Source organism: Herbaspirillum frisingense (assembly GCF_047325095.1).
GTDB lineage: Bacteria > Pseudomonadota > Gammaproteobacteria > Burkholderiales > Burkholderiaceae_D > Herbaspirillum > Herbaspirillum frisingense.
In genome coordinates this window covers 5,190,251-5,204,743 of the sequence record NZ_CP168558.1, presented here as the reverse complement: position 1 = coordinate 5,204,743, position 14,493 = coordinate 5,190,251, and the positions used below count along the sequence as shown (strand labels likewise).

The window sequence follows — 14,493 nt, the reverse complement described above, 5'->3', positions numbered from 1 at the left end:
GCTTAACCGCACAGCAGCAGCCCTGAATACAGACGCCCCGGCCTGGACCGGGGCGCTTCTTTTTGGCGCTGCAGAGTGGGCTGGTAAAAAATCTTGTAAATCTTTTATCAGGACAGGGGCGGGCGGGTCTAGCTTCCCTCGGGAAATGGCGACGATTCCCCTGCCTGCTTGGTCGATCTGCGACCGTCGCGACGCCGTATCATGGCATCGATCGCATCCTTCAGACCCTGACTGCGCGGGTCGCTGGCCAGCGTACTGCTGAGCTCGGCGAAGGAGGAGAGGGCGCCGTCGGTCAGCTCCAGCACCCGTTTGGGTGGAGGTGGAGGGGCAGTTTTGCCAACTTGCACTTTGATTCGGATTGAATTAACCTGCCATCCGTCCTTCAGCAGGCGGTCCTGCAGCCTCGGGGTTTGCTGCTTCAACCGGGCCGCCAGCGCTGCATTGGGCGCGCTCATGACCAGCACGCCAGCTTCGAACTGCAAGATCTGACACGCGGCAAACATCGCCGGCAACGACGCGGCGACCGACTGCTGCAGCGTGCCCATGCGAGCCAGGGCGGGCAAGAGCGCCGCCATCGTCGAATTCGACCGCAAGAAATCCGCGGCTCCCTTCGTGCTCTTCGCCATGCGTTGGGCGCTCGTGGGGGCAGGCCGATAAGGGGTGAACGTAGATGGGTACTTCATCTTTAAACCTTATCACATCCGGTGTCTGACCGGCCGGAGACCAAGGAGCAAAGATGCAAATTATCCTGCTGCACCCCCGTTTCACCAAAGCCCGTTCCGTCACGCTGGGCAGCAAGCACCTGTTCATCCTGATGTTCCTGCTGGTCGGCCTGATCGCCGGCTCCTCGACGCTGATCACCTACTTCCTGCTGCGCCAGGCCGGTGACCCCGATGCCTCCCCGCTGCTGCACAAGCTGGCGGTATCGATGAGCCAGGAAGAGGACGGCCGCAACGAAAAATTCCTCAAGGAAAACCTGGCCATGATGGCCGTCAAGGTCGGCGAGATGCAGGCCCAGATGATGCGCCTGGATGCGCTGGGCGAGCGGGTGCAGGGCCTGGCCGGCATCCGTCCCGAGGAATTCAACTTCAAGGAGTCGCCCGGTCGCGGCGGCGCCGAAGTCTCCAGCCTGGCCGGTCCGGGCCGCGATGTCGGCCTGGACGAGTTGCGCCGCATGCTGGACAACCTGGCCGTGGATGCCGGGCATCGCACCGATTACCTCAACGCCGTCGAATCCACCCTGATGGGTGACAAGATCAAGTCGCGCCTGTTGCCGACCAACCAGCCGGTCAACGTCGCCTACAATTCGTCCAGCTTCGGCTGGCGCCTGGACCCGTTCACCGGCCACAACGCCTTCCATGAAGGGCTGGACTTCCCGGCTGCGGTCGGTACGCGCATCGTCGCAGCGGCTGCCGGCGTGGTGATTGCCTCGGAATATCATTACCAGTTTGGCAACATGCTGGAAATCGACCACGGCAACAACATCATCACCCGTTACGCCCACGCCTCGCGCCTTTATGTGAAGGTGGGCGACATCGTCAAGCGTGGCCAGCATGTGGCCGATGTTGGCTCCACCGGCCGTTCCACTGGCGCCCACCTGCATTTCGAGGTGCGCATCCGTGGTATCGCCCAGGACCCGCGCAAGTTCCTGGCGCTGGGCGCCAATGGTGGCAACCAGCCCAAGCAGATGCCGGTGTTCGTGGCCGGTCGCTGAGCCCTGGCCCCCGGCCGGGCGCGCCGGCATGAATATTTCTTCACGCGCCCCTTCCACCTTGAAACCTTGCAAACCTGCCCGATCTAAGGCTTTACCGCCCCGGGCCGGGCCGTAAAGCCATTGGCGCGGGCCTGCGTGCTAAAATCCATGGTTTATTTTCGGGCGTTGTCGGCCGGAACCCCACGGCCGGGTGCCAAACGTCTATCTGCCGGATCATTCATCGGCGCTTTTATAGAATCCAAGCATGTCATTCCTGACCAAGATTTTCGGCAGCCGTAACCAGCGTCTGCTCAAACAATATCAAAAAATCGTCCGCCAGATTAACGCGCTGGAGCCCTCGGTCGAGAAGCTGACCGATGCTGAACTGCAAGCCAAGACGCCCGAATTCAAGCAACGTATCGCCGGCGGCGAAGCGCTCGACGCGATCCTGCCGGAAGCCTTTGCGGTCTGCCGCGAAGCCAGCCGTCGCGTGCTCAAGATGCGCCACTTCGATGTCCAGCTGATCGGTGGCATGGCCCTGCACTTCGGCAAGATCGCCGAAATGCGTACCGGCGAAGGCAAGACCCTGATGGCGACCCTGCCGGCCTACCTCAATGCCCTGGCCGGCAAGGGCGTGCACGTGGTGACCGTCAACGACTACCTGGCCCAGCGCGATGCCGAGGACATGGGTCGCCTGTACAGCTGGCTGGGCCTGACCACCGGCGTGAACCTGTCGCAGATGGAACACGACGTCAAGCAGGAGGCCTATGCCGCCGACATTACCTACGGTACCAACAACGAATTCGGCTTCGACTACCTGCGCGACAACATGGTCTTCGATGCCGACGACCGCGTGCAGCGCGCCCTGAACTTCGCCATCGTCGACGAAGTGGACTCGATCCTGATCGACGAAGCGCGTACCCCGCTGATCATCTCCGGCCAAGCCGAGAACCACACCGAGCTGTACCACAAGATGAACGCCGTGCCGCCGCTGCTGACGCTGCAGATCGGCGAGGAAACCCCCGACGGCAAGGGCAAGATCGAAGTCCCGGGTGACTACACCAAGGATGAGAAGAGCCACCAGGTGCTGCTGACCGAAGCCGGTCACGACAAGGCCGAGGAAATCCTCACCCAGATGGGCTTGCTGGCTGAAGGCGCCTCGCTCTACGACGCCGCCAACATCACCCTGATCCACCACCTGTACGCCGCCCTGCGCGCCCACACCCTGTACCACCGCGACCAGCACTATGTGGTGCAGAACGGCGAAGTGGTGATCGTGGACGAATTCACCGGTCGTCTCATGACCGGCCGCCGCTGGTCCGACGGCCTGCACCAGGCGGTGGAAGCCAAGGAAGGCGTGAAGATCCAGAACGAGAACCAGACCCTGGCCTCGATCACCTTCCAGAACTACTTCCGCATGTACGGCAAGCTCTCCGGCATGACCGGCACGGCCGATACCGAAGCCTACGAATTCCAGGAAATCTATCACCTGGAAACCGTCGTGATCCCGCCCAACCGTCCCAATGCCCGCAAGGACCGCCAGGATCAGGTCTACAAGACCGCGCAAGAGAAGTACATGGCGATGGTCAAGGACATCCAGGACTGCTACGAGCGCGGCCAGCCTGTGCTGGTGGGCACCACCTCGATCGAGAACTCGGAACTGCTGTCGGGCATCCTGACCAAGTCCAAGCTGCCGCACAACGTCCTGAACGCCAAGCAGCACGCTCGCGAAGCCGAGATCGTCGCCCAGGCCGGCCGTCCCAAGATGATCACTATCGCCACCAACATGGCTGGTCGCGGTACCGACATCGTGCTGGGTGGCAACATGGGCAAGCAGATCCAGCTGATCGAGGCCGACGAGTCCCTGTCGGACGCCGACAAGGCCGCCAGGTCGCAGCAGCTGCGCGATGAATGGCAGTCCCTGCACGACCACGTGGTCAATGCCGGCGGCCTGCACATCATCGGTACCGAACGTCACGAATCGCGTCGCGTGGACAACCAGTTGCGTGGCCGTTCCGGCCGCCAGGGCGACCCGGGTTCCTCGCGCTTCTACCTGTCGCTGGACGATGCGCTGCTGCGCATCTTCGCTGGCGACCGCGTGCGCGCCATCATGGACCGCCTGAAGATGCCCGAAGGCGAACCGATCGAGGCCGGCATCGTCAGCCGCTCCATCGAATCGGCCCAGCGCAAGGTGGAAGCCCGCAACTTCGACATCCGCAAGCAACTGCTGGAATACGACGACGTCGCCAACGACCAGCGCAAGGTGATCTACCAGCAGCGTAACGAGCTGCTGGAATCGGTGGAAATGGCCGAGATGATCGCCTCCCTGCGCGATGGCGTCTTCACCGACCTGTTCCGCCAGTACGTGCCGGCCGAGTCGATGGAAGAGCAGTGGGACATCCCCGGCCTGCAAGCTGCGCTGACCGGCGAATGGCAGCTCGACGTTTCGCTGGAAGCGATGCTGGCAGCCGAGCCGGATCTGTCCGACGAAGACCTGCTGGAGCGCCTGCTGACCGCTGCCAAGGACGCCTACGACGCCAAGGTCGCCGTGGTCGGCGTGGAGGCCTTCGCCGGTTTCGAGCGCAGCGTCATGCTGCAGAGCATCGACAACCACTGGCGCGAACACCTGGCGGCGCTGGATCACCTGCGCCAGGGTATCCACCTGCGTGGTTATGCGCAGAAGAACCCCAAGCAGGAATACAAGCGCGAAGCCTTCGAACTGTTCGCCCAGATGCTGGACCTGATCAAGAACGAAGTGATCAAGGTGGTCATGACGGTCCGCATCCAGAGCCGCGAGGAAATCGAAGCGGCCGAGGAAAGCATGTCCGGTGGCTCGCCCATCAACGTCAACTACCAGCACGCCGACTTCAATCCGGAAGCCGCGCCCGAGGAACTGCTGGCGCCGACGGCCCTGGCCGACAGCGACGATGGTTCAGAGTACCCCAAGGTCGGTCGCAACGACCCCTGCCCATGCGGCAGCGGCAAGAAGTACAAGCAATGCCACGGCAAGCTGGCTTGATCATCTGATCGTCCGCCCGCTGTCGAAGAGAAGGCCGTTCCCCCGCCCGGGTGAACGGCCTTTTTGCTGGTGGCTGTCGCTACGCGCTGCTGTGCTTCAGGCCTTATGATGAGCGCACCGGCCGCCAGGCCCCGCCAGATTGTCCGCCCTCCAGGAGAACAAGAAGATGATATCCGCCACGTCTTTCCGTCCCGCCCTTTGCGGCGCGCTGGCTGCAGCCCTGCTGCTGGCCGGCTGCGCCTCGTCGCCGCTGCCGCAATGGCGCGATAGCGACAACGCCGGCTATGCCCCGGTCACGCCGGCCATCCCCATCACCAACACCGGCGTGCCAGCGGTGGCCATCAGCACTGCTGCGCCCACCCGCGCGGCGCTGGTGGCGGCGGCCAGGGCCGAGTGGGATTTCTTCGGCAACCAGCAGATCGACATGCGCCACGATCCCTTCAGCGCTCCGCGCCTGGGCCTGCTGGAAGATGAAGGCGAGGCCGTGCAGCGCGTGGCCGAATACTGGCATGCGGTCGGCAAGAACCTGACTGGTGCCGACTGCCAGCAGGCCTGGTCGGCGGCCTTCATTTCCTGGCTGATGGTCAGCAGCAATGTGGCGCCGCAGGACTTCGCGCCCAGTGAAACCCATTTCAACTACCTGAGCTTCCTCAAGGACCGCCAGTCGCGTCCCTCGCCGCAATTCGTGCTGCGCCCGCCCGAGAGTGAGCCGCTCACGCCCGGTGACCTGATCTGCGCTCCACGCGGCAACAACAATGCGACCTCCATCGACGAGATACGCCCCGGCCTGGCAGGGCATTGCGACATGGTGGTGGAGGTCCATGCCGAGGATGGCTGGGCCGGGGTGATCGGCGGCAATGTCTTCAACTCGGTGTCTGAATCGCTGATTCCGGTCGATGACCAGGGCCGGGCGCAGCGGATCGCGCAGCGGCCCTGGCTGGTGGTGGTCAAGAACCTGCTGCCCTGATCGGCAGATCGCATGTTGATCCTGTCCAAGATCCTGCTCGGACCGCTGCTGTTGCTGCAGGGCAGGCGCCTGCGTAAGACCGCATTGCGCCTGCCCGAGGCCAGCGGCCCGCGCAGCGGCGTGGAGATACCGGCCAGCTATGTCAGCGCCAGCGCTGCCACCGCGCCGCTGCGGGTGCTGGTGGTCGGAGATTCCTCGGCCGCCGGTGTCGGTGTGGAACATCAGGAGCAGGCGCTGGCCCAGCCGCTGGCGCGCCAGCTCGCCACCCGCAGCGGCCGGCCGGTGGCCTGGCAACTGGTGGCGCAGAGCGGCGTCAATTCGCTGGAAGCCCTGGACCTGCTGACGCGTCACGAGATCGGCCCGGCCACCGTGCTGGTGGTAGCGCTGGGCGTCAACGACGTGACCTCGCAGACGTCGGCCCGCCGTTATGTCGCCAACCTGCGCCGGCTGAGCGAGCGCCTGATGGCGCAGGCCGGTGTGGAACACATCGTCTTTTCCGGCTTGCCCCCCATGCATCTGCTGCCGTTGGCGCCGCAGCCGCTGCGCTGGTATCTGGGGTGCTGCGCCCGCAAGCTGGATGGCGCATTGCGCGCCTGGATAGGGCGCGACCCGGCGTTGCGCTACTGCTCGCTGCAATGGGCGTTGCCGCATGGCATGGCGCTGGACCGCTTCCACCCCGGCCCCGGCCAGTATGCCCAATGGGCAGTGATGTGCGCCGAGATCGTCGAAACCGGCTTCCTGCGTCATCAGCCGCTGACGGAAAGTGTTTAAAATACGCGTTCCGATTTTTACGCTGAAAGCTCGCCATGGCCGTCAATTCCCCGATCCCCGTCCCTTCCGACCTCAAAGCCGTTGCCGGCATCGAACTCGGCCATGCCGAGGCGGGCGTGCGCAAGGCCAATCGCAAGGACGTGCTGGTCATGAAGCTGGCCGAGACCGCCACCGTGGCCGGCGTATTCACCAAGAACCGCTTCTGCGCTGCACCGGTGCAGATCTGCCAGGCCAACCTGGCCCAGTTGAGCGCCGCCAAGCCCATCCGTGCACTGGTCATCAACACCGGCAATGCCAACGCCGGCACCGGTGAAGAAGGCCTGCAGCGCGCCAGGTCGGTCTGCGCCGCCCTGGCCCAGCAGATGGGCGTGGAGCCGCAGCAGATCCTGCCGTTTTCCACCGGCGTGATCCTGGAGCCGCTGCCGGCAGAACGCATCATCGCCGGCCTGCCGCAGGCCATCGGCAACCTCAAGGCCGATAACTGGTTCAACGCGGCCGAGTCCATCATGACCACCGACACCCAGCCCAAGGCCGCTTCGCGCACCCTGAGCATCGGCGGCAAGCAGGTGGTGATGACCGGCATCAGCAAGGGCGCCGGCATGATCAAGCCCAACATGGCCACCATGCTGGGCTTCCTGGCCTTCGACGCCAAGCTGCCACAGGCGCTGCTGAACCAGCTGGTCAAGGATGCCGCCGACCACTCCTTCAACTGCATCACCATCGATGGCGACACCTCGACCAACGATTCCTTCATCCTGATGGCCACCGGCGCCGGCGAACTGGAGATCACCAGTGCCGACAGCGACGACTACAAGCAACTGGCCGCCGCCGTCACCGACCTCTCGCAGCATCTGGCGCACCAGATCGTGCGTGATGGCGAAGGTGCCACCAAGTTCATCGAAGTGGCGGTGGAAGACGGCAAGAGCGTCGAGGAATGCCGCCAGATCGCCTATTCCATCGGCCACTCGCCCCTGGTCAAGACCGCCTTCTTCGCCTCCGATCCGAACCTGGGCCGCATCCTGGCCGCCATCGGCTATGCCGGCATCGACGACCTGGATGTGTCCAGGATCAACCTCTGGCTGGACGATGTCTGGGTCGCCAAGGACGGCGGTCGCAACCCCGACTACCGCGAGGAAGACGGTCAGCGCGTCATGAAGAAGGCCGAAATCGTGGTCCGTGTGAAGCTGGCGCGCGGCACGGCCAAGGCCTCCATCTGGACCTGCGACCTGTCGCACGATTACGTGTCGATCAACGCCGACTACCGTTCCTGATCTCCTGACAGGACCTGTCACCGCGCGCCCGCCAGCCCACCATCCCCGGGCCGGCGGCGCGCCCGGGATGGTGGCGGCAACATGAATGCCCGCGCCCTCGGAACAATTTAATTCACGCAGGCCGCTGCCGTGTTGCGCCACAATGTGGCGTCGCATCTACTCTCAAGCCCATCCCAAGCACTGATCACCATGACCCAGTTAGACCAATTCCTGCAGCGTGCCGAAGCCTTGCTGGCGCGCGTCGAAGCCATCCTGCCCAATGCCGCCGCCCGCGAACCGGACTGGAACGCCGCCGTCGCCTTCCGTTGGCGCGGTGCCACCGCCCAGCGCGCCGGCTACCTGCAGGCCGTGGGCCAGATTTCGCGGATCGGCCTGTCCGACCTGCACAATATCGGCCCGCAAAAGGAACAGATTGACCAGAACACCCGCCAGTTCGTCGAAGGCCGCCCGGCCAACAACGTGCTGCTGACCGGTGCACGCGGCACCGGCAAGTCCTCGCTGATCAAAGCCTGCCTGAACCAGTACGCCGAGCGTGGCCTGCGCCTGATCGAGGTGGACAAGGACGACCTGCATGACCTGCAGGACATCGTCGAACTGGTAGCAGCGCGCCCGGAGCGCTTCATCGTCTTCTGCGACGATCTGTCCTTCGAAGAAGGCGAGGGCGGCTACAAGGCGCTGAAGGTGGCGCTGGACGGCAGCATCGCCGCGCAATCGGACAATGTGCTCATCTACGCCACCTCCAACCGCCGTCACCTGATGCCGGAGCGCCTCTCCGACAACAGCACCTATACCCACACCGAGGATGGCGACCTGCATCCCGGCGAGACGGTGGAAGAAAAGATTTCGCTCTCCGAGCGTTTCGGCCTGTGGGTGACCTTCTACCCCTTCAAGCAGGACGACTTCCTCGACATCGTCGCCCACTGGCTGCGCCACTTCGGCTGCAGCGACGCCCAGATCGCCGAAGCCCGTGCCGATGCGCTGCGCTGGGCGCTGCAGCGCAGTTCCCGCTCGGGTCGCGTGGCCTGGCAGTTCGCCCGTGATTACGCCGGCAAGGCGCAGGCCTGATGAGCCAGGACGCCAAGCCGATCGACGTCGCCGTGGGCATCCTGATGCAGCCCAACGGTGACGTGCTGCTGGGCCAGCGCCCGCAAGGCAAGCCCTATGCCGGTTACTGGGAGTTCCCGGGTGGCAAGGTGGAGCCGGGCGAAGGCATCTTCGCGGCCCTGCAGCGGGAGTTCAAGGAAGAGCTGGGTATCGAGGTGCTGGACGGCGAACCCTGGTGCGGCGTCGAACACGTCTATCCGCATGCCCATGTGCGCCTGCACTTCTACATCAGCCGCCAGTGGCGTGGCGAGCCGCAAAGCCTGGAAGGCCAGGCCTTTGCCTGGCAGGGGAGCGTGGGCGTGCAGCCGCTGCTGCCGGCGACCATTCCGCTGATCCAGTGGCTGGACCAGTTGCGCTACGGCGAGCCGGCGTGAGCGTGCTCAAGCCTTGGCCCTGGCATTGCCAGCCATGCAGGATTCAAAAGCGGGGATTTGAGCAAATGTGAAGGAAAAAGCCCGTCATCACTGTACGGGCTTGTTCCCTTCGTCTTCCAGCGGCAGGTTCACTGCGGGGATGGTGTACTTTTCTTCCGCCCAGGCTCCAAGGTCGATTTGCTTGCAGCGCTCGGAGCAGAACGGCCGATACTTGTTCTTTTCACTCCACTCCACCTTGGTGCCACAGGTCGGGCAATCCACTATCGTCGCCATACGCGTTACTTCAATTCGTTCGTTACAGGTCAAAAGCCGCACAGGGCCAGTTCGAAGGGGACTTCACCCTCGAAGGAGCGCGGCTTCTCGTCGCCATCCTGCTGGGTGAAACGCACCCACAGCATGTACTTGTTGGCGGAAATCTCGGGGATCGCACCCAGTTCGATATCCAGCGACAGCCGCAGCATCTGGTAGACCTTGCCTTGCAGCATCTGCTGGTAACTGCCGCCTTCGGCGTTGATCTTCACGGCATGGCCCGATTCGCGCAGCAGACGCATGACGATGCCGATGGCGTCGAACAAGGGGATCAGCGGGGCGAACCAGTTGGAAATGTCCTGGAAGCGGCGCTCGAAGGAATGCTGTTGCCAGGCGTAATAGGCCGGCAGGTCGAACTCGCAGGCGCCGCCCGGGATGATGGTGCGGCCACGGATGCTCATCAGCCATTCGTTGTCGCGGATGTTCTGGCCGGTCTTGCCTTGCGCGGCCGAGAGGGCAGTGCTGGCCTGGTCCACTTCGGCCAGGATGGCGTTGAGCATCTCCGGCTCGACATTGGGATTGGACTGATAGGCCAGTAGGATCTGTTTCTGCCGTTCCAGCTCTTGCAGCAGGTCGGACTTGAGATCGGCGCGTCCAGCTACCTCCAGCATTTCGAAAATGGTGGCCAGGGCGATGTGATGCTGATGCGGGCTTTCCTGGTGCAGGAAGAAGACGAATTTCTCGTAGAGGTCTTCCAGTCGCAGCAGCGTGCGAATACGCTCATTGAAAGGGTATTCGTAGACGATCAAAGCATGATCCCTTTATCGGTGAACCGGACTTGTTGAAGGCCGCTGACAGGCGCGCTGGTGCAAAATACCTCGTCAACATTGCAATGTTTGTGATTCTGACCCATGCAGCAGAAAATTACAAATGCAGGCCTCATCAAATGAAGCCTTAGGTAACGTGGCGCCGCTGCTGCCGCCACCACCCCCGCCATCAATCACACCGCGCCCGCCAGGGCCAGGTAGCGCGCATGCAGCGCATTCACCTGTTCGGGCAGCGCGGCATTGTCACCACCGTTGTCGATGACGTCGTCCGCCACCGCCAAACGCGCCTGGCGGCTGGCCTGGGCGGCCATGATGGCTTCCACCTCGTCGCGCTGCAGGCCGTTGCGCTGCATGACGCGGGCCACCTGTACCTGTTCCGGGCAATCGACCACAAGGATGCGGCTGGCGCGCCCGACCCAGGTGCCGGATTCCACCAGCAGCGGCACCACGAAGATGACGTAGCTGCCGGTGGCGACCTCGGCCTGGCGCACCGTCTCGCTGCGGATCAGCGGGTGCAGGATCGCTTCCAGCGCATGGCGGGCGTTGGGATGGGAAAACACGTGATGGCGCATCCGCGCGCGGTCCATGGCGCCCCGCGCATCGATGAATTCGTCACCGAAATGGGCGCGGATGGGGGCAATGGCCAGGCCCTCGGGCGCGGTCAGGGCATGGGCGATGGCATCGGTATCCACCAGCGAGGCGCCCAGTTCACCGAAGAGATTGGCCACCGTGGTCTTGCCGCTGCCGATGCCGCCGGTCAGGCCGATGGTGAAGCGTTCAGTCAAGGAAGTCATGGGATAGGTTCAGTAAGCGAAGTGAGTCAGGTTCAGCCAGGTGCCATCCAGCAGCAGGGCCAGCAGGCCGGCGCCGGCCAGGCAGGGGCCGAATGGAATGGCCTGGCCGCGCTGGTGGCGCCCGCCGACCATCAGCGCCAGGCCCAGCAGGGCGCCCATCACCGAGGCCAGCAGCAGCACCAGCGGCAGCGCCTGCCAACCCAGCCAGGCGCCCAGGGCGGCCATGAGCTTGAAGTCGCCATAGCCCAGGCCATCCTTGCCGGTGACCAGCTTGAAGATCCAGAAGATCAGCCACAGCACGCCATAGCCGGCGGCCGCGCCCAGCACTGCATCGGGCAGCGCCACCAGGCGATGGTTCAGGTTCACCAGCAGCCCCAGCCATAGCAGCGGCAGGGTCAGGTCATCGGGCAGCAGCATGGTGTCGGCATCGATGAAGGCGAGCGCAATCAGGAAGGCGCTGCAGAGCATGACGGCCAGCCCGGTGGCGCCCAGTCCGAAGCGCCAGGCCACCAGGGCGAACAGGAGCGCGGTCAGCAGCTCCACCAGCGGATAGCGCGCGCTGATCCTGGCCTGGCAAAAACTGCAGCGGCCGCGCAGCAGTAGCCAGCTCAGCACCGGCAGCTTGTGCCACGGCGCCAGCGGCCGGGCGCAGTGCGGGCAGGCGGAATGGGGCAGCCAGAGGTCGTAGCGATCCTGATGCGGCAGGGCCTCGCCGCGCTCCATCGCCACAAAATTGGCGGTCTCGCGCAGCATCATGATGGGCAGGCGGTGGATCACTACGTTCAGGAAGCTACCCACCAGCAGGCCCAGCAGGGCCGCCAGGCCGGCCAGGGCGGGATTGCCGGGGAGGGCGTAGGCTTCCAGGAAATGCATCGTCGGGTTCAGTCGTATCGGGTCGTGAAGTCAGGCCGCAGGGGGGAGTAGCCGCAGCAGGCCGGTCGTGCCGTCTACCGTCACACCACCGAACCCATGCGAAATACCGGCAGATACATCGCGACCACTAGCCCGCCGATGACCACGCCAAGCACCGCCATGATAACGGGTTCCATCAGGCTGGTGAGGGCGCTGACGGCTTCGTCGACCTCGCGTTCGTTGAGTTCGGCGATCTTGCCCAGCATGGCGTCCAGCGCGCCGGCCTCCTCGCCCACGGCGGTCATCTGCACCGCCAGGTCGGGGAAGACCCCGGTGGCCTGCATCGCGCCATGCAGGGATGCGCCATTGCGCACCGCATCGCGCACCGCCAGCGAGGCCTCGGCGAAGACCACGTTGCCGGCCGCTCCGGCGACGGTTTCCAGCGCTTCCACCAGGGCGATGCCGGCACCGAAGAGTGTGCCGAAGGTGCGGCTCCAACGTGCCAGCGCAGCCTGTCGCAACAGCCTGCCGAAGATCGGCAATGACAGGCTCAGCCGCTGCACCCGCGCCCGCAGCGCCGGATAGCGGCGCCAGGCATGCAGGGCCAGCAAGCCGCTCACGGCCAGGCCCAGCAACAGCATCGGCCAGTAGCGGCCCAGCACGCGCGCCAAGTTCATCACGATGCGGGTGGGCAGCGGCAGTTCGGCGCCGAACTGCTGGAACATCTGCTCGAAGGCCGGTACCACCCACAGCATGATGACGGCGGTCACCACGATCGCCACCAGCACCACCGCGCCCGGATAGGCCAGCGCCGCCCTGACCTTGCCCCGCAGCGCCAGCGACTTCTCGCGATAGAGGGCGATGCGCTCCAGCATGCTGTCGAGCATGCCGGCCTCCTCGGCGGCGCGCACCAGGTTGCAGAACAGGCCATCGAAATGGCGCGGATGGCGCTGCAGCGCGGCGAGCAGGCTGTCGCCGCGTGACACCTGTTGCCGCACTTCGCCCAGCAGGCCGGCCAGTGGCCCCTGGCCGGCGCCCCGGATGGCGATGTCCAGCGACTGCAGCAGCGGCAGACCGGCCTGCAGCATGGTGGCCAGCTGGCGCGTGAAGAGCGCGATCTGCTTGTCGCTGATGCGGGCGCGGGAGGGCTTGCGGGGGGCGACCCGGGTGGTGGTGCTGCCGACACTACCTGCCTCTCGCCGCAGGCGCGCCACCCGCAGTCCCTGGCGGCGTAGTTGGGCGCGCGCCTGGGCTTCGTCGCTGGCCTGCAGGACACCGCGCTGCGGCTGTCCGTGCCGATCCAGGCCTTCCCAGCGGAAGTGTTTTGGTTCAGGTGCCGGCAAGTATCTCTCCCATGCGGGTTTCCCCGCGCAGGACCTTCAGCAGCCCGGCGCGGCGCAGGTCGATGATGCCCTCGGCCTGCGCCTGGCGTGCCAGCTCCAGCGTGCCGGCCTGGGCCAGGATCAGCGCCTGCATGGCGGCGCTGACCGGCATCACCTGGTAGATTCCGGTGCGGCCGCGATAGCCGCTCTGGTTGCAGGCCGGGCAGCCTTGCGGGACATAGGTGGATGGCTTGCCCGGCGCCGGACGCCGGCAGCGGCACAGCTTGCGTACCAGCCGCTGTGCCACGATCAGGCTCACCGACGCAGCGATGTTGTAGGCCGGCACCCCCATGTTGAGCAGGCGCGTGAGGGTCGAGGGGGCGTCGTTGGTGTGCAGGGTGGAGAGCACCAGGTGCCCGGTCTGGGACGCCTTGACCGCGATGTCGGCGGTTTCCAGGTCGCGGATTTCGCCCACCATCAGCACGTCCGGGTCCTGGCGCAGGAAGGCGCGCAGCGCCGTGGCGAAGTCCAGCCCGGCGCGTTCGTTGATGCCGACCTGGTTGATGCCGGGCAGGTTGATTTCCACCGGGTCCTCGGCAGTGGCGATGTTGACCCCGGGGCGGTTGAGCCGCTGCAGGCAGGCGTACAGTGAGACCGTCTTGCCCGAGCCGGTGGGGCCGGTCATCAGCACCAGCCCATGCGGTCGGGCGATGGCTTGCAGCAGCGCTTCCTGCTGGGCCGGTTCATAGCCCAGCTCGGCGATGGAGAAGCTGGCCTGGGCGGTATCGAGAATGCGCAGGACGATCTTTTCGCCGAATTGCGTAGGCAGGGTGGAGACGCGCAGGTCGATGCTGCGCTGGGCCAGTGCCAGGCGCATCTTGCCGTCCTGGGGCAGGCGCTTTTCGGCGATGTCCAGACGCGCCAGGATCTTCAGGCGGGTAGCCAGCTTATCGCGCAGTGTCAGCGGTGGCTGCGCCAGTTCGTGCAGCACGCCATCGACGCGCAGGCGTACGCGGAAGAAATGTTCGAAGGGTTCGAAATGCAGGTCGGAGGCACCCATGCCGACGGCGTCGGCCAGCAGCTTGTGCAGCAGGCGTACTACCGGGACATCGTCATCGGCCACCGCCGGGGTTTGAGCTTGCATGACTGGCATGGGACTCCTCCGCGCAAAGGGGAGCCAGTCTCCCACGCAAGCTTGCGCGCGGCCAAGCAGGCTGGCCGATTGCCTGCGGCAAAGTCGGCAGAGTTCG

The 14,493-nt window shown here is 64.9% G+C and carries 14 protein-coding genes; 7 read left to right on the top strand and 7 right to left on the bottom strand.

Going from position 1 to position 14,493, the window contains the following annotated elements; all coding sequences use genetic code 11:
- Positions 1 to 128: 128 nt before the first annotated feature.
- Entirely contained in the window at positions 129 to 683 is a 555-nt protein-coding gene (locus ACEOAC_RS23710) for a DciA family protein (RefSeq protein ID WP_413445002.1), read from the bottom strand.
- A gap of 53 nt (positions 684 to 736) precedes the next feature.
- On the opposite strand from ACEOAC_RS23710, the gene ACEOAC_RS23705 reads away from it, so the two are divergent.
- From ACEOAC_RS23705 to mutT, 7 genes are all read left to right on the top strand, one after another.
- Complete coding sequence (locus ACEOAC_RS23705; RefSeq protein WP_006713171.1) at positions 737 to 1,714, top strand: M23 family metallopeptidase; 978 nt, start codon at positions 737 to 739, stop codon at positions 1,712 to 1,714.
- 244 nt (positions 1,715 to 1,958) lie between these two features.
- Complete coding sequence (gene secA / locus ACEOAC_RS23700) at positions 1,959 to 4,712, top strand: preprotein translocase subunit SecA (RefSeq protein ID WP_413445003.1); 2,754 nt, start codon at positions 1,959 to 1,961, stop codon at positions 4,710 to 4,712.
- 166 nt (positions 4,713 to 4,878) lie between these two features.
- Positions 4,879 to 5,679: a DUF2272 domain-containing protein gene (locus ACEOAC_RS23695; RefSeq protein ID WP_413445004.1), complete on the top strand. Its 801-nt coding sequence runs from the start codon at positions 4,879 to 4,881 to the stop codon at positions 5,677 to 5,679.
- 12 nt (positions 5,680 to 5,691) lie between these two features.
- Positions 5,692 to 6,450 carry an SGNH/GDSL hydrolase family protein gene (locus tag ACEOAC_RS23690; protein WP_413628614.1) on the top strand — a complete coding sequence of 253 codons (759 nt, stop codon included), beginning with the start codon at positions 5,692 to 5,694 and terminating at the stop codon, positions 6,448 to 6,450.
- 35 nt (positions 6,451 to 6,485) lie between these two features.
- Complete coding sequence (gene argJ / locus ACEOAC_RS23685; RefSeq protein ID WP_006713178.1) at positions 6,486 to 7,721, top strand: bifunctional glutamate N-acetyltransferase/amino-acid acetyltransferase ArgJ; 1,236 nt, start codon at positions 6,486 to 6,488, stop codon at positions 7,719 to 7,721.
- A gap of 189 nt (positions 7,722 to 7,910) precedes the next feature.
- Positions 7,911 to 8,786 carry an ATP-binding protein gene (locus tag ACEOAC_RS23680; RefSeq protein ID WP_413445377.1) on the top strand — a complete coding sequence of 292 codons (876 nt, stop codon included), beginning with the start codon at positions 7,911 to 7,913 and terminating at the stop codon, positions 8,784 to 8,786.
- Entirely contained in the window at positions 8,786 to 9,199 is a 414-nt protein-coding gene (gene mutT / locus ACEOAC_RS23675; protein WP_241812504.1) for an 8-oxo-dGTP diphosphatase MutT, read from the top strand. The genes ACEOAC_RS23680 and mutT overlap by 1 nt, the downstream gene beginning before the upstream one ends.
- Before the next feature lie 87 nt (positions 9,200 to 9,286).
- Here mutT and yacG read toward each other — a convergent pair whose 3' ends face one another.
- From yacG to ACEOAC_RS23645, 6 genes are all read right to left on the bottom strand, one after another.
- Entirely contained in the window at positions 9,287 to 9,472 is a 186-nt protein-coding gene (yacG, locus tag ACEOAC_RS23670) for a DNA gyrase inhibitor YacG (RefSeq protein ID WP_413445378.1), read from the bottom strand.
- A gap of 29 nt (positions 9,473 to 9,501) precedes the next feature.
- Positions 9,502 to 10,257, bottom strand: a complete 756-nt coding sequence (gene zapD / locus ACEOAC_RS23665; protein ID WP_006713184.1) for a cell division protein ZapD — start codon at positions 10,255 to 10,257, stop codon at positions 9,502 to 9,504.
- Positions 10,258 to 10,448: 191 nt separating this feature from the next.
- Positions 10,449 to 11,069, bottom strand: a complete 621-nt coding sequence (gene coaE, locus ACEOAC_RS23660) for a dephospho-CoA kinase (RefSeq protein ID WP_413445379.1) — start codon at positions 11,067 to 11,069, stop codon at positions 10,449 to 10,451.
- Positions 11,070 to 11,078: 9 nt separating this feature from the next.
- Entirely contained in the window at positions 11,079 to 11,942 is an 864-nt protein-coding gene (locus ACEOAC_RS23655) for a prepilin peptidase (RefSeq protein WP_413628613.1), read from the bottom strand.
- 80 nt (positions 11,943 to 12,022) lie between these two features.
- On the bottom strand, positions 12,023 to 13,264 hold the full coding sequence (locus ACEOAC_RS23650; protein ID WP_413628612.1) for a type II secretion system F family protein: 1,242 nt from the start codon (positions 13,262 to 13,264) through the stop codon (positions 12,023 to 12,025).
- Positions 13,251 to 14,387 carry a GspE/PulE family protein gene (locus tag ACEOAC_RS23645; protein WP_413628611.1) on the bottom strand — a complete coding sequence of 379 codons (1,137 nt, stop codon included), beginning with the start codon at positions 14,385 to 14,387 and terminating at the stop codon, positions 13,251 to 13,253. The genes ACEOAC_RS23650 and ACEOAC_RS23645 overlap by 14 nt, the downstream gene beginning before the upstream one ends.
- Positions 14,388 to 14,493 lie beyond the last annotated feature (106 nt).